This window comes from Collimonas fungivorans (assembly GCF_001584145.1).
Classification (GTDB): domain Bacteria; phylum Pseudomonadota; class Gammaproteobacteria; order Burkholderiales; family Burkholderiaceae_D; genus Collimonas; species Collimonas fungivorans.
Genome location: NZ_CP013232.1, coordinates 4,463,394 through 4,478,303 on the forward strand (window position 1 = coordinate 4,463,394; position 14,910 = coordinate 4,478,303).

Below are 14,910 nucleotides of genomic sequence, written 5' to 3' on the forward strand. Positions count from 1 at the left end.
TCAGCCGCGAGGACGGCGACGCGGGCCACCTTGCGCACCGTAATGACCGCCGCCGGTTTGTCCGCCAGCCGCCTTGTTGGGGCGTGCCGGACGCGCAAAACCATTACCGCCGCCATTGCGTCGCTGCTGCCCCGCATCAGGAAAGCCCAACGCGGTCTGCAAAGGATCCGGCTGCCGGCTGCGCGGCGGCTGACCGCCGTTGCCGCCACCTTGCGGACGGCCCTGGCCGCCGCCTGGGCCGCGACCTTGATTGCCTCGCGGCTGACCGCCAAAGTTACCGCGCGGCTGGCCGCCAAAACCCTGGTCGCCGCCACGGTAACCACCGCCGCCCGGGCCTTGCGGAGCGCTATCCGCACGATTGCCGTTAGGCTGGCGATCCTTGTTGAAATCGGGACGGCCCTTGCCGCCGCCGGCGCCCTGGCCAGCAGCCGGCTTGTCCAGCCCGTGCGCGGTCATCATGTCGCGCACTGCATTTTCATCCAGTTCTTCCCAACGGCCGCGCTTGAGGCCGCGCGGCAGCGTCATGGCGCCGTAACGGGTACGGATCAGGCGCGACACGGTCAGGCCGATGGCCTCGAACATGCGGCGCACTTCGCGGTTGCGGCCTTCGCCGATCACCACGCGATACCATTTGTTGATGCCTTCACCGCCGCCGTCGGCGATTTTCGTGAATTGCGCCACGCCGTCTTCCAGTTCGACGCCGGCCAGCAGTTTCTGGCGCATGCCCTGCTCCAGCTCGCCCAAGGTACGCACCGCGTATTCGCGGTCGATGCCGTAGCGCGGATGCATCAGGCGGTTAGCCAGGTCGCCGGAGGTAGTAAACAGCAGCAAGCCTTCCGTGTTGAAGTCCAGCCGTCCGACGGCCAGCCATTTGGCGGCCTTCATGTTCGGCAAGCGGTCGAACACCGACGGCCGTCCGTCCGGGTCGTTGTGGCTGACGATTTCGCCAGCCGGCTTGTGGTACACCAGCACCCGCGGCGGACGCTTGCTGACTTTGCGCTGCAGCAGCTTGCCGTTGATGCGGACTTGATCGGTTGGCAAGATGCGCTGACCGATATGGGCCGGTTCGCCATTGACCGAAACCCGGCCGGCGATGATCAGCTCTTCCATGTCGCGGCGTGAACCGAGGCCGACATCCGCCAGGACCTTGTGCAATTTTGGTGCATCGTCCTCGGCGGTGAGATCGCGCCGCACGCTTTTCGGCGCCTGGCGGCTGCCGGCGTCTTCCGCCGTGACCAGGGTGTCGAACGATTCGGAGGTAACAAACGAGAATACTTCGTCGGCGTCGCCGCCACGGCCTGGCTTGCCGCGCGGCCCCTGCCCTGGCTTGCCGTTCTGCGCCTGCGGCTTCTTGCCTTTTTGCTGGCGCTCGCGCGAATTGCGTTCGCCGTTGCGGCCAGCGCCGTTATTACGGTCGCCGCGCTGCTGGCGCGGTTCGCCGGCCGCCGGATCGCCGGCTGGCTGCTGTTCCGCCACGGCGGCATTGCCCGCCTCGACAGCGGAACTGGCCGCTGCCGCCGATTCTTGTGCACGCTGGGCGGCGCGATTGCTGCGCAGGGCGCGCGGACCGCGCACGCCACGCTTGGCAGGCCGTTCCCTGGCCGGTGCTTCCGATATTTCCTGATTCACAACAACCGGAGCAATGACCTGAGTAACAACAGCCGGCGCCGCATCCACCACAAACTCAACCGGAGCGCTCGGCTCAACCACGACCTGGACCTTCTTGCGCGGCGCAGCCTTGGGCTTGGCCGGCGCAGCTGTTTCGGCGGCGACAACTGCTTCAGCCACACCGGCGCTGGCGTCGGCTGCGGCAACCGCTTTCTTGCGCGGCGCACGGGCCGGTTTGACAGGTTCTGCAGCAGCGGCGGCTGGAACGGTGGCGTCCGCCGCAATCGGCGCATCAGCCGCAACCTTGCGTGCTCTAGGCTTTTTAGCTGGCTTCGGGTCAGTTGTGGCAGTCAGGTCGACGACCGGTGCATCATTGGAACTAGGTGGGTTCATTATTCAGGTGTTGGTTATGCCGACCTGGCGTGGCTTCATCATCCGATTCGGACGCGTGGTCGTTGGTGTGGGTTTCATTCGATGCAACTGGCTCTATTTGCGGATGAGCAACTTCCTCATCCTCTGCCGTCGCATTTTCCGTCATGACTGCATCTACGACACTATCTTCTGTAGCTGGTTCTGCTGTCGGCAACTCATCGGCTGCAATATGGTCTTGCTCATCCTGGCTCATTTGTTCTGTCATCTGCTCGGATTGAAGCTCGTCGGCTGCAGCGTCTTCTGCTTCCAGCGCCGCAGCGGCGTCAAGCACCGCACTGGCTTCAATACTCGCTTCCAGCGCCTGCAGTTCAAGCAGGTTGCCTTCCTGCATGTCATTCCTGGCAACTTGCTGTAGCGGCGGCAACTGGTCCAGCGAGGTCAGGCCGAGATCGTCCAGGAACTGCTTGGTGGTGGCAAACAATGCCGGGCGTCCAGGCACGTCGCGATGGCCGATAGCCTCGATCCAGCCACGCTCTTCAAGCATTTTTACAGTCTGCGAATTGACCGTGACGCCCCGGATTTCCTCGATGTCGCCACGAGTGACCGGCTGGCGGTAGGCAATGATCGCCAGGGTTTCCATGGTCGCCCGCGAATATTTCGGCGGTTTTTCCGGATTCAGCCGTTCCAGGTAAATCTTCATTTCGGGACGGCTCTGGAAGCGCCATCCGGTCGACAGGGCAACTACCTCGATGCCTTTGTCGACCCAGTCTTCACGCAATTCTTCCAGCATGGACTTGATCGTATCCGCATTGATTTCGCCGTCGTCTTCGCCGCCTGCCATGTACAACTTTTTCAAGTCGTTAAGCGACAGCGGCTCGTGAGCACAGAGCAATGCAGTTTCGAGGACTTTCTTGGCCTCAATAATATTCATGTACGACGTAGTTTATTTAAATTTTATTAAAAATTCGCAGAGCTCATGTTCAACGGCAGGCCAAGCCTGGTCAAAGAGAAAGCTGTTGATACTGCTGTCCAGCGCCCGTTAGAGGAGGATTAATGAGGGCGGGGACAATAAGACTTGAATAAGACGGGTAACTGCGCCGCTCGTTCTTTCAATTTTGATCTGACCGGCGCCGACGCTGTAACTACGCTAGCGGAACCGATCCTGCTGCCAACCAAAAATGTTGAGAGACAGTTTAGCACAAAGCAGATGGGAAGGCGTACTGATCTTGCGGATGTGGTTATTTGACGATAGCCGGCAGACGGGGAATTGCCCGATCCGCTATCGTCGGCGCCGGCAAGCCGCCGGGGCCTTAATATCGCCGGCTGGCAAGAAAGTTGCTTAATTAACTTCCACGATAGGTTGAGTAAGACCAGGGCGACACTACCAGGGGCACATGATAATTTTGATCGGCGTGGGCAATTCCAAAAGCGAGCGTGACGCGGTCGACAAAACGCGGGTTCGGCAGGTCGATCCCTTGCGCGGCGAAATAGTCGCCGGCCGAGAACACCAGTTCATATTGGCCGGCCTGCATTTCTTCGCCCTGCAGCAAAGGCGCGTCGACCCGGCCGTCCTGGTTGGTGACGGCGCTCTTGAGCAGGTTGCGGCCGGCAGGAGTGACTGCATATAGTGCAATTTTGACACCGGCGCCCGGCTTGCCCTGGGTGATATCCAAAACATGTGTACTTAACTTTCCAGAAGCGTTTCCCATGACAATTCCCTATATCGATTAGTTGAAAACGAGTATCGATCAAATGATATACCGCAGGGTCCAGGTCAATATACTATCCGGCATATATTAATCATGGCTGCAGCCCACATAATCCAGAACACCAGATCAATACTCCAGGCCAAGCAATGACTATCAACACCGACCCCAACTATCCGCGCGACATGACCGGCTACGGCCGCACGCCGCCGCACCCGCAATGGCCGAACCGGGCCCGGATCGCCCTGCAGTTCGTCCTCAACTACGAAGAAGGCAGCGAAAACTGCGTGCTGGACGGCGACGCCGGTTCCGAAACTTTCCTCTCCGAGATCATCGGCGCCCAGAGTTTCCCGGCGCGCCACATGAGCATGGAATCCCTGTACGAATACGGTTCGCGCGCCGGCGTCTGGCGTTTGCTGCGCATGTTTGAAGAGCGCCGCCTGCCGTTGACCGTGTTCGGTGTTGCGCGGGCGCTACAGCGCAACCCGGAAGCGACTGCCGCCTTCCAGGAACTCGGCCACGAAATCGCCTGCCACGGCTTGCGCTGGATCAGCTACCAGAACATCGACGAAGCAACCGAACGCGCCCATATCGCCGAAGCCGTCGCCGTCATCAGGCAACTGACCGGCAGCGCCCCGCTCGGCTGGTACACCGGCCGCGACTCGCCCAATACCCGCCGGCTGGTGCTGGAGCACGGCGGCTTCAGCTACGACGCCGACCACTATGGCGACGACTTGCCGTTTTGGGAACAAGTCAAGGTCAACAACGGCAGCGGCGAAACCCTGGTCAAACCGCAACTGATCGTGCCCTACACGCTGGACACCAACGACATGCGCTTCGCCGCCATGCAGGGTTTCAATTCCGGCACGCAGTTCTTCGATTACCTGAAAGACGCTTTCGACGTGCTGTACCGCGAAGGCGATCCGCACGGACTGAACCAGCCGAAAATGCTGTCAGTCGGCCTGCATTGCCGGCTGGTCGGCCGGCCCGGCCGCGCTGCCGCGCTGGCGCGCTTCCTCGATTATGTGCAAAGCCACGGCCAGGTATGGATCACTCGCCGCATCGACATCGCCGACCATTGGCGCGCGACGCATCCGTTTCCGGCATAACGTTTTTTAACCCGCCGTGGCGGTTCCACGGACCTTGCTTGAACACGGACGCGTGTTGTTTCAGATGAATAAAACCAGAGATTTATTTTCCACTTATTTGCGATCTTATAAAAACCAGGAGACAGGGATGTACCCAGCTAAAAACAGATTACGAACACTGCAAGTTGCTGCCGCTCTCGGCGCAGCGGTCGCGCTGCCGGCGATGGCGCAAACTTCGGTGCAGGTCACCGGCTTGGTCGACACCTATGTCGGCTCGATGAAATACAGCGGCGACTCAGGGCGCACCAACGTCGTCAACAGCGGCGGCCTGACCACTTCCTGGATCGGCTTCAAAGGCACCGAAGATCTCGGCGGCGGACTCAAGGCCAAGTTCAACCTGACCTCGTTCTTCCGCGCCGACACCGGCCAGGCCGGCCGCTTCGACGGCAATGAAACGCTGTTCTCGCGCGACGCCAACGTCGGCCTGATCGGCGGTTTCGGCGCCATCTCGCTGGGCCGCGACCTGGCGCCGAACTTCCTGCCGTCGATCCTGTTCAATCCGTTCGGCGATTCGTTCCAGCTGTCGCCGCTGATCCTGCACATGGACGTGCCTTGGTTCAATTCTTCCGGCTGGACCAACTCGGTCGCCGGCGATACCGGCTGGAGCAATGAAGTCATCTACACGACGCCAGACTTCGGCGGCCTGAAAGCCAACTTCCATTACCAGTTCGGTGAACAGGCAGGCAATACCGGCAAGAACAATATCGGCGCCAATGTCTTGTATTTCCACGGCCCGCTGGCGCTGACCGCCTACTACCAGCGCGTCAAGGTCAACAATCCGCTGGAACTGTCGCCAGGCAATGTGCAGCCGGCCACCAATATCCCGCTGCCAAGCGGCATGGTCGCCGCACGCCAGTCGGCCTGGTTCCTTGGCGCCACTTACGACTTCACCGTGGCCAAGCTGTTTGCGACCTACGACCAGACCTCGCATGACATCGACCTGAAAGACAAGACGCTGCAGCTCGGCACCAGCATCCCGCTGGGCCAGGGCGCGGTGCTGGCCTCCTGGGCCAACACCAAGCGTTCCGGCGCCGCGGTGGGCGAATCGCTCAAGCGCAATACCGCATCGCTGGGCTACGACTACAACATGTCGAAGCGCACCGACCTGTATGCGATCTACATGTACGACAAAATCACCGAGCAAACCGTCGGCAACAGCGTTGCCCTGGGTATCCGCCATCGTTTCTGATGCACGGACAATGCAATAAATAAGGTGATACAGTAGTTGCACCCACAGTAGTTGCCCCAATGTGCGCCGCTCGCCTTGCCGACCGGCGCACATTTTAACGTTTGGATTCCTATGCCGGCAGACTCCACCATCAGCAGCGCCGAGTGGCAGGTACGCAAGGACCTGGCGGCCTGCTACCGCCTGTGCGCCCTGAAGCGCTGGGACGACCTGATCTACACCCACATCTCGGCCTCGGTGCCGGATGAACCCGGACATTTCCTGCTCAATCCGTTCGGCCATCGTTTCGATGAAATATGTGCATCGAACCTGGTCAAGATCGATGCCCGCGGACAGGTCGTCGGCGCTTCGCCGTACCAGGTCAACGTCAGCGGCTTCGCGATTCACGGCGCGGTGCATGCGGCCAGGCCGGATGCCGTGTGCGTCATGCATCTGCACAATGTCAACGCGGTCGCGGTCAGCACCCTGGCCGACGGCTTGCTGCCGATTTCCCAGCACGCGCTGCGCTTTTATGAACAGATCGCCTACCACGACTACGAGGGCCTGGCGCTGACGCCGACAGAACAGGAACGTTTGGTCGAGCGGCTGGGCCGGCTGCCGGCCATGCTGCTGCGCAATCACGGCAGCCTGATATGCGGCCGCACCGTGGCCGAAGCCTATGTCCTCATGGATACGCTGGACAAGGCTTGTGAAATCCAGCTCAAAGCCAATGCCGGCGGCGGCCGCTTGAACATGCCGTCGCAGGAAATCTGCCGCAAGACGCGCAACCAGTTGCTTGGCGACGGCAGCCCCGAAGGCCTGCTGGAATGGCCTGCCCTGCTGCGTCAGCTGGATGCCATCGACCCCAGCTATCAACACTGATCATTTTTTACAGAAAGGATTATCATGCCGACTTTTAACGTACAACTGTTCGAGGGCCGCAGCGCCGAGCAAAAGCGCGCTTTTGTCAAAGCCATCACCGAAGTCACCTGCCAGACACTGGACTGCGGGCCGGAATCGGTGGACATCATCATCCAGGAAGTCAAACGCGAGAACTGGGCTACCGCCGGCAAGCTGTGGTCGGACTGAGCTTGTAAAACATCGCTGCATAAAAAAAGGAGCGAAGCTCCTTTTTTATTTACCACCGCACCAATCAGGCAAATTCGTCAGACAAATTCACCGATCTTCTCGACCACCGCATTACGCACCGAACCGCTCACCACAAACGATTGCGCTACCGCGATATCGTTGTGGAACCAGCGGTCGCCTTCCAGGCAGGCCGGGATCTGGCGGCGGATTTCCTGGTAAGCCGCTTGCGTGCCTTTGCCCAGCACGAAACCAGGCAGCAGATCTTCCGTCATGGTCAGGGCCTGCGCCGCCAGCAGCATCTCGACGCCGATGATGTATTGCGTGTTCGCCACCACGGTGGCCGCCTTGCGCGCGCACCAGGTCGAGTTCGAGACATGGTCTTCGCTGTTGCCCTTGGCCGGGATGCTGTCGACGCTGCCCGGCATGCACAGGGTGCGGTTTTCCATCACCAGCGAACTGAGCGAACATTGCACCACCGGATAACCGGTATTGACGCCGCGCACGCCGCTCATCAGGTTGCGCGGCAAACCCCACGACAAGGTCGGATCGATCAGGCGCGCGACCCGGCGTTCGCAGATGCTGCCGAGATCGGTGATCGCCATGGCCAGCAAGTCCATCGCCTGCGCCAGGTACTGGCCGTGGAAATTGCCGCCGGAGATGATTTCGAAGCCACCGCCTTCTTTATCGAAAATCAGCGGGTTGTCGGTGGCGGAGTTGATTTCCTTGTCGACAATGTTATCGATATAGTCAAGGGCATCGAATACCGGACCGTAGACTTGCGGCGAGCAGCGCAGCGAATAGACGTCCTGGATACGGGCGGTGTAAGGGATATCGGTGCGGCGCAGCTCTTCCGGGAACTGCACGGCGCGCGCTTCATGCGTGGTGCGGGTGGAACCGGACAAGAGCTTGCGGATGATGGCGGCAGTCTTGATCTGGCCGGCGTGCGGACGCGCTTGCTGGATGCGGTGGTCGAACGCCGCCATTTCGGCGCGCATCGCTTCCAGCGTCAGGCCCAGTGACAGGCAGGCGTCGCTCAGCAGGTTGCGGGCGTCGTGGGCCACCAGTACCGCCACCGCCAGCGAGGCGGTGCAGCCGTTGATCAGGGCCGAGGCATCCTTGGCTTTGAGGTCGAACTTGACCGGACCGACGCCGGACTTGGTGATCGCCTCTGGCGCGCGCATGCGCTGGCCCTGGTACATCACTTCGGCTTCGTCGAAACCGGCAATCGCCGCCGCCAGATAGGACAGTGGCGCCAAATCCCCGGAGGCGCCGACCGAGCCCTTCTGCGGCATGATCGGATGGATGCCGGCGTTCAGGAAAGCCAGCAAACGATCCACCACTTCCACCCGCGGCGCCGAATAGTTGCTGGCGAAGGCATTGGCGCGCAACAGCATGGTGGCGCGGCTGACTTCTTCCGAGAACGGTTCGCCGATGCCGGCGCAGTGGGCCTTGATCAATTGCGTCTGGAACAGCTCGATGTGTTCGACCTTGATGCGGGTGTCTTTCAGCAGGCCGACGCCGGTGTTGAAGCTGTACATCATCGGCGCTTCGTCGTGCATCCAGGTCGCTTCGATGTAGTCGCGGCTTTCTTTCAGGGCGGCGCGGGAAGAGTCGGCCAGCGTGACCGGCAGGTGCGGTGCGCGGGCGACGTCGACCACTTGCTGCGCGGTCAGGTTGAAGCCGTCGATGGTGATGGTTTGGGACATGAAAACTCCAGATTTAAATAAGGGAGAGCGAGCGCAGAAGCCGCTTGAGCATCACTGCTCAACCAGCTTCCGGCTTCCAGGAAAAGAATGAGATACCCGCCGGCTTACTTGGCGCCGGAGGTATACCAGGTGCCGATCAGGGCCCGCTCTTCGTCGGTAATGTGGGTCAGGTTAGCCAGCGGCATCGCCTTCAGTTGCACGGCTTGCTGATAGACCTTGTCGGCATGCTGCCGGATCTGGTCTGCGGTCTGCAGCATCACGCCGGCCGGCGCCGTAGCAAAACCCGGCTGGGTCGGCTGCGCCGAGTGGCAGGTGGCGCAGCGCTGGCCGATGATTTCCTGGATATGCGCCATGTCGGCTGTCGCTGCTGTCGCTGCTGCCGGAGCAGCTGGAGCTGCGGCAGCGCCGGCCACGGCAGCATCTGCCTTGGCCACAGGCGCCACTGGCTGTACCGGACGCGGTGCAATGGCGATCGCCACCGCCAGCAGCAAGGCTACGCCGGCAATCGGATAACCGAACGACACGCGGCCGGCATGGCGCAGGTTGAAGAAGTGGCGGATCAGGGCGCCGGCGGCAATGATCGCTGCCAGGATCAGCCAGTTATATGGATGGCTGTAGGTCATGCCGTAGTGGTTGCTGATCATGATGAACAGCACCGGCAGCGTAAAGTAGTTGTTGTGCACGCTGCGCTGCTTGGCTTTCTTGCCGTAGATGGGATCCGGCGATTTACCGACGCGCATCGCTTCCACCAGCTTGCGCTGGCCCGGGATGATCACCATCAGCACATTTCCCACCATCATGGTGCCGATCATGGCGCCGACATGGATATACGCGGCGCGGCCGCTCAGCAAGTGCGACAGCACATAGGCGGCGGCCACGATGAACAGGTACATGACCAAACCGAGCAGGCCATCGCGCTTACCCAGCGGCGAGCGGCACAGCAGGTCGTAGACGGTCCAGCCGATGACCAGCGTGCCGAGGCCGACGCCGATCGCCTGCCAGGTGCTGAGGTCGGCGACGTCCTTGTTGATCATCATCGCCGAGGCATTGAAGTAATAGACGATGAACAGCATGGCGAAACCCGACAGCCAGGTGGCGTAGGCTTCCCATTTGAACCAGTGCAGATCTTCCGGCAGCTCGGCCGGCGCCACCAGGTATTTTTGCGGATTGTAGAAGCCGCCGCCGTGGACCGCCCACAATTCTCCCGATACGCCTTTCTTGGCCAGGTCGGAGCCGGCTTTGGGCGGCCGGATCGAATTGTCCAGCCAGACGAAATAGAACGAGGCGCCGATCCAGGCGATGCCCGTGATCAGGTGCAGCCAGCGGACCAGCAGGTTGAGCCATTCGACCCCGTACGAAACTAACAATGCATCCATGTCTTCCCCAACGATTATTACTCGTCTGCCACCGCGGGCTCTGCAAACGATAGAGGTACGCCCTCCAGTACGGCCGCGAACTTTTTATAACGACTATCTCAGCTCCGCTACGACCAACATGATCGGATAAGCAAGATACCTGCCTGCCCAGCCTTCATTATTCCCCTGCCTGCGCTCTCAGATTAAAAGCGCGCCAGATTCACGCAAGATAAACGTATTGCGCTACTAAAACATGGACTTTCAGATATATTTGACATACTCATATCCATATAACAAAATGAACTCTGATAATACCTAAAAATAGTCGGAGACAACATGGCCAAGCTGCCGGACCACCTGGATATCCACCTGATACGCATCTTGTATCTGCTGCTGTGCGAAAAGAACGTCTCGCGCGTCGCCCTCAAGCTCAACCAGCCGCAACCGTCGATCTCGGCCTCGCTGCGCAAGCTGCGCGAACTGACCGGCGATCCCCTGCTGGTGCGCGGCGCGCGCGGCATGGTGCCGACCCAGCACGGCGAAAGCCTGCTGAAGCCGGCCAAGCGCATCCTGGAAGAAACCGAGCGGCTGTTTGTGCAAAAAACCGCCTTCGTGCCCCAGGCTGAAGCACGCACCTTTCACATCGCCGCGCCGGATTACATGAACACGCCGTTCTTCCTGGAAGTGGTGACACGCCTGCGCCGCGAATCGCCCAAGAGCCGCATCGTGATCCACGCCCTGGGGCCGGAAACCGACTACGTGCGCCTGCTGTCCGACGGCGACCTCGACCTGGTCATCGCCAACTGGGACGAACCGCCGCCGCACCTGCACCTGTCCAAACTGTTCGACGACCCCATCGTCTGCCTGATGCGCGCCGACAGCGCCTACGCCAAGCGCACCGCAGCCGACCAGATGACGGTAGAAGACTACCTGTCGCTGCCGCACGTGGCGCCATGGCAGGTGCTGCCCGGTTACCACGGCATCATCGATTCCTTCCTCGACAGCCAGAACCTGAACCGCAACGTGGTAGTCGAATCGGCCTACTTCGGCATGCTGCCCTATATGGTGGCGCAAACCGACCTGGTGCTGACCACCGGCCGCCAGTTCGCACTCTTTTATGAAAAGACGCTGGCGCTGAAAAGCTTCACCTTGCCGATCAAGTTCCCGCCCATGCGTTTTTACCAACTATGGCATGAGCGCGTGCACCAGGCGACCGAGCACAAATGGCTGCGCGAACAGATCGGCATTGCCGCCAAGGCAATGCTTGCCAAGTAATCCTGTCATATATCCAAATACATAAATCAACTATCAGCCAGTATATATATCGTGAGAGGCTGGGCAAAGTAGTATCGGACAGCACAAGCCCTGTCCATGCGGCAGGAGACTTGTGAGGCTGTTGCGCATCGGTCCCGCCAGGCAGGAAGTAAAAAGGCCGGATCGATGTCGCCGCAAGCACTAAAATAACTGCACCCAGGAGACACACGATGACCAGCAGCACAGATCCGGTAGATGAAAAACTCCCCGTAGGCAAACTCGCTGCGCTTGGCATGCAGCACGTGCTGGTGATGTATGCCGGCGCCATCGCCGTGCCGCTGATCATCGGCGGCGCCCTCAACCTGGCCAAAAGCGACATCGCATTCCTGATCAGCGCCGACCTGTTCTGCTGTGGCCTGGTAACCCTGATCCAGAGCCTGGGCTTCTGGAAATTCGGCATCAAGATGCCGGTGATGATGGGCGTCACCTTCGCCGCCGTCGGCCCGATGGTGGCGATGGCCGGCAACCCGCAGCTGACGATTGTCCATATCTACGGCGCGGTGATCGCCTCCGGCATATTCTGCGTCTTTGCCGCGCCCTACATGAGCCGCCTGATGCGCTTCTTCCCGCCGGTGGTGACCGGCACCGTGATCAGCGTCATCGGCATTTCGCTGATGGGCGTCGGCATCAATTGGGCGGCTGGCGGCCAGCCGGTGATCGGCACCCTGGTCGACGGCGTCTTCACCAAGATTCCCAATCCCGACTACGGTTCGCCGACCAGCCTCGGCATCGCCTTGATCGTGCTGATATCGATCCTGCTGATCACCAAGTACGTCAAGGGTTTTATCGCCAACATCTCGGTGCTGAGCGGCATGATCATCGGTTTCATCATCGCCATGGCGATGGGCAAGATCAGTTTCTACGGCCTCGGCAATGCCGAATGGTTCGCCTTTATCCGCCCCTTCCATTACGGCTGGCCGAAATTCGACCTCGGTTCCATCCTCAGCATGTGCCTGGTCATGATCGTTACCATGATCGAATCGACCGGCATGTTCATCGCCCTCGGCGAAATCGTCGGCAAGAAAATCGACGACCAGACCCTGGCGCGCGGCTTGCGCGTCGACGGCCTGGGCAGCGTGATCGGCGGCATCTTCAATACCTTCCCCTATACCTCGTTTTCGCAGAATGTCGGCCTGGTCGGCGTCACCGGCGTGCGCAGCCGCTATGTCTGCGCCGCAGCCGGCGTGATCCTGATGCTGTTCGGCCTGTTCCCCAAAATGGCGCATGTGGCTGCCTCGATTCCCCAGTTCGTGCTGGGCGGCGCCGGCATCGTCATGTTCGGCATGGTGGCGGCGACCGGCATCAAGATCCTGTCGAAGGTCGATTTCCAGCACAACCGCAACAACCTGTTCATCGTCGCCGTCAGCTTCGGCGCCGGCATGATCCCTATCGTGGCGCCGACCTTTTTCGACAAGATGCCGGTATTCCTGTCGACCATCCTGCACAGCGGCATCTTGCTGGCGTCCACTATGGCGGTTCTGTTGAATTTGTTTTTCAATGGCAAGGGCAGCAACGAAGACAGCCGTTCACATGCGTTGGCGGCGGCACAGAGCTCTGATCACTAAAATTGTTTTTGAAGTAAATTGAAGTAGATGTGGGTCCAGCCCATAAGAAAAATAGAAGCAAAATAGAAGCGATTTAACCAAGGATGAAGCGGGTCGGACCCGCCGATGATACAGATGACAACTCTAGAACAACTGAACAACAGCGATGTAACGGCATTCGTGGCAACGCTGCACGGCATCTACGAGCACTCGCCGTGGATTCCCGAACGCGCCGCCGCGCAGCGGCCGTTCGCCAATATCACCGCCTTGAAGCTGGCGATGCAGGCAGTCGTCAGCTCGGCCACCAGGGAAGAACAACTGGGCCTGATCCGCGCCCACCCGGAGCTGGCCGGCAAGGCAGCCATTTCCGGCGAACTGACCGCCGAATCGACCGGGGAACAGGCCAAGGCCGGGCTCAACAATTGCAGCCCGGAAGAATTCGCTACGCTGCAAAAGCTCAACGCCGATTACAACAAGAAATTCGGCTTTCCTTTCATTCTCGCGGTCAAGGGCGCCGACGGCCAGGGCCTGTCGCGCCAGGCCATCATCGCCACTTTCAGCCGGCGCCTGAAAAACCAGTTCGACGACGAATTGGGAGAAGCCCTGCGACAGATCGGCCGCATCGCCGAAATGCGCAGCAACGACCTGCTCGGTTATGCGCCGCAGCTGGGCCAGACCATCATGCAATGGGCCGAGCAGATCGGCGCCTGGAGCGATGACGAGAACGGCCTCACCTGCGCCTACATGACCGACGCCCACCGCCGCACCGCCGCGCAGATTGCCGGCTGGATGCGCGAAGCCGGCATGCAGGCCGAGACCGATGCAGTCGGCAACGTGGTCGGCCGCTACCTGTCGGACAACCCGGCCGCCAAGACCCTGATGACCGGCTCGCACTACGACACCGTGCGCAATGGCGGCAAATACGATGGCCGCGAAGGCATCCTGCTGCCGATCGCCATCGTCAAGCACCTGCACGAGCGCGGCGAAAAGCTGCCTTTCCATTTCGAAATCGTCGCTTTCTCGGAAGAGGAAGGCGTGCGTTTCAAGAGCACTTTCCTCGGCAGCAACGCCATCATCGGCCAGTTCAACCTGGAGCTGCTGAACACGCTCGACCGCGACGGCACCAGCATGCGCGACGCCCTGCTGCAAGCCGGGCACGATCCGGCGGCGATTCCCGCCATCGCCCGCAATCCTGCCGATTTGCTGGGTTACGTCGAAGTACACATCGAACAGGGGCCGGTGCTGCTGCAGCGCGACCTGCCGGTCGGCATCGTCACCTCGATCGCCGGCAGCTGCCGCTACATGGTGCAGCTGAAAGGCGTCGCCAGCCACTCCGGCACCACGCCGATGCCGATGCGCAAGGACGCCGCCGCCGCCGCCGCCGAAATCCTGCTGTATGTGGAACAGCGCTGCGCCCGGGACCAGCATGCTTCGCTGGTGGGCACTGTCGGCCAGCTGCAGGTGCCTAACGGTTCCACCAACGTGATTCCCGGCGCCTGTGTGTTCTCGCTGGATATCCGCGCCGCCGACGATGCCATCCGCGACGCTGCCGTGGAAGACGTGCTGCGCCATATCGAAACGGTGTGCGAACGCCGCTGCATCGAAGCCAATGTCGAGAAGATGGTGTCGGCGCCCGCCGCACCGTGCGCTTCATGGCTGATGGAGCAGCTGTCGGCCGCTACCGAACGCGCCGGTGTCAAACCGTTCAAGCTCGCTTCCGGCGCCGGCCATGACGCCATGACCATTGCCAAAATAACCGACGTCGCCATGCTGTTTACGCGTTGCGGCAACGGCGGCATCAGCCACAACCCATTGGAAACAATGACTGCGGACGATGCCGAAGTATCGGCGCAAATCTTGCTGGATTTCCTACGCCGCTTTACACCAAAGCCTTGAACCAGCG

General features: G+C 60.7%; 12 protein-coding genes. 7 read left to right on the forward strand and 5 right to left on the reverse strand.

Going from position 1 to position 14,910, the window contains the following annotated elements:
- From rluB to uraH, 3 genes are all read right to left on the reverse strand, one after another.
- A complete protein-coding gene (rluB, locus tag CFter6_RS19550; RefSeq protein ID WP_061541336.1) occupies positions 1 to 2,001 on the reverse strand; it encodes a 23S rRNA pseudouridine(2605) synthase RluB in 2,001 nt (666 codons plus the stop codon).
- Positions 1,988 to 2,911: an SMC-Scp complex subunit ScpB gene (gene scpB, locus CFter6_RS19555; protein ID WP_061541337.1), complete on the reverse strand. Its 924-nt coding sequence runs from the start codon at positions 2,909 to 2,911 to the stop codon at positions 1,988 to 1,990. Before scpB ends, rluB begins: the two co-directional genes overlap by 14 nt.
- A gap of 412 nt (positions 2,912 to 3,323) precedes the next feature.
- Complete coding sequence (uraH, locus tag CFter6_RS19560; RefSeq protein ID WP_061541338.1) at positions 3,324 to 3,689, reverse strand: hydroxyisourate hydrolase; 366 nt, start codon at positions 3,687 to 3,689, stop codon at positions 3,324 to 3,326.
- A gap of 146 nt (positions 3,690 to 3,835) precedes the next feature.
- Here uraH and puuE point away from each other — a divergent pair, with 146 nt between their 5' ends.
- From puuE to CFter6_RS19580, 4 genes are all read left to right on the forward strand, one after another.
- Positions 3,836 to 4,795, forward strand: a complete 960-nt coding sequence (puuE, locus tag CFter6_RS19565) for an allantoinase PuuE (RefSeq protein ID WP_061541339.1) — start codon at positions 3,836 to 3,838, stop codon at positions 4,793 to 4,795.
- Positions 4,796 to 4,922: 127 nt separating this feature from the next.
- Positions 4,923 to 6,023 carry a porin gene (locus tag CFter6_RS19570; protein WP_061541340.1) on the forward strand — a complete coding sequence of 367 codons (1,101 nt, stop codon included), beginning with the start codon at positions 4,923 to 4,925 and terminating at the stop codon, positions 6,021 to 6,023.
- Positions 6,024 to 6,134: 111 nt separating this feature from the next.
- Positions 6,135 to 6,881: a class II aldolase/adducin family protein gene (locus tag CFter6_RS19575; protein ID WP_061541341.1), complete on the forward strand. Its 747-nt coding sequence runs from the start codon at positions 6,135 to 6,137 to the stop codon at positions 6,879 to 6,881.
- A gap of 24 nt (positions 6,882 to 6,905) precedes the next feature.
- Positions 6,906 to 7,088 carry a 4-oxalocrotonate tautomerase gene (locus CFter6_RS19580; RefSeq protein ID WP_061541342.1) on the forward strand — a complete coding sequence of 61 codons (183 nt, stop codon included), beginning with the start codon at positions 6,906 to 6,908 and terminating at the stop codon, positions 7,086 to 7,088.
- Between the two features lie 77 nt (positions 7,089 to 7,165).
- Here the strand turns inward: CFter6_RS19580 and CFter6_RS19585 are convergent, their stop codons facing one another.
- Together CFter6_RS19585 and CFter6_RS19590 are read right to left on the reverse strand one after the other, a co-directional pair.
- Complete coding sequence (locus CFter6_RS19585) at positions 7,166 to 8,794, reverse strand: HAL/PAL/TAL family ammonia-lyase (protein WP_061541343.1); 1,629 nt, start codon at positions 8,792 to 8,794, stop codon at positions 7,166 to 7,168.
- Between the two features lie 104 nt (positions 8,795 to 8,898).
- Positions 8,899 to 10,170 (reverse strand): urate hydroxylase PuuD, encoded by a 1,272-nt coding sequence (locus CFter6_RS19590; RefSeq protein ID WP_061541344.1) that lies wholly within the window; start codon positions 10,168 to 10,170, stop codon positions 8,899 to 8,901.
- Positions 10,171 to 10,485: 315 nt separating this feature from the next.
- On the opposite strand from CFter6_RS19590, the gene CFter6_RS19595 reads away from it, so the two are divergent.
- The 3 genes from CFter6_RS19595 to CFter6_RS19605 all read left to right on the forward strand — a co-directional run bounded on the left by CFter6_RS19595 (position 10,486) and on the right by CFter6_RS19605 (position 14,903).
- Positions 10,486 to 11,424 (forward strand): LysR substrate-binding domain-containing protein, encoded by a 939-nt coding sequence (locus CFter6_RS19595; RefSeq protein ID WP_061541345.1) that lies wholly within the window; start codon positions 10,486 to 10,488, stop codon positions 11,422 to 11,424.
- 209 nt (positions 11,425 to 11,633) lie between these two features.
- Positions 11,634 to 13,028, forward strand: coding sequence for a nucleobase:cation symporter-2 family protein (locus tag CFter6_RS19600; RefSeq protein WP_061541346.1), 1,395 nt, complete (start codon positions 11,634 to 11,636; stop codon positions 13,026 to 13,028).
- 114 nt (positions 13,029 to 13,142) lie between these two features.
- Positions 13,143 to 14,903, forward strand: coding sequence for an allantoate amidohydrolase (locus tag CFter6_RS19605; protein ID WP_061542481.1), 1,761 nt, complete (start codon positions 13,143 to 13,145; stop codon positions 14,901 to 14,903).
- Positions 14,904 to 14,910: the final 7 nt, after the last annotated feature.

Coding starts and splice junctions, on each gene's coding strand:
- CFter6_RS19585 (WP_061541343.1), bottom strand. CDS start 8,794: ATGTCCCAAACCATCACCATCGACGGCTTCAACCTGACCGCGCAGCAA.
- CFter6_RS19590 (WP_061541344.1), bottom strand. CDS start 10,170: ATGGATGCATTGTTAGTTTCGTACGGGGTCGAATGGCTCAACCTGCTG.
- CFter6_RS19595 (WP_061541345.1), top strand. CDS start 10,486: ATGGCCAAGCTGCCGGACCACCTGGATATCCACCTGATACGCATCTTG.
- scpB (WP_061541337.1), bottom strand. CDS start 2,911: ATGAATATTATTGAGGCCAAGAAAGTCCTCGAAACTGCATTGCTCTGT.
- CFter6_RS19580 (WP_061541342.1), top strand. CDS start 6,906: ATGCCGACTTTTAACGTACAACTGTTCGAGGGCCGCAGCGCCGAGCAA.
- CFter6_RS19605 (WP_061542481.1), top strand. CDS start 13,143: ATGACAACTCTAGAACAACTGAACAACAGCGATGTAACGGCATTCGTG.
- CFter6_RS19570 (WP_061541340.1), top strand. CDS start 4,923: ATGTACCCAGCTAAAAACAGATTACGAACACTGCAAGTTGCTGCCGCT.
- rluB (WP_061541336.1), bottom strand. CDS start 2,001: ATGAACCCACCTAGTTCCAATGATGCACCGGTCGTCGACCTGACTGCC.
- CFter6_RS19600 (WP_061541346.1), top strand. CDS start 11,634: ATGACCAGCAGCACAGATCCGGTAGATGAAAAACTCCCCGTAGGCAAA.
- CFter6_RS19575 (WP_061541341.1), top strand. CDS start 6,135: ATGCCGGCAGACTCCACCATCAGCAGCGCCGAGTGGCAGGTACGCAAG.
- uraH (WP_061541338.1), bottom strand. CDS start 3,689: ATGGGAAACGCTTCTGGAAAGTTAAGTACACATGTTTTGGATATCACC.
- puuE (WP_061541339.1), top strand. CDS start 3,836: ATGACTATCAACACCGACCCCAACTATCCGCGCGACATGACCGGCTAC.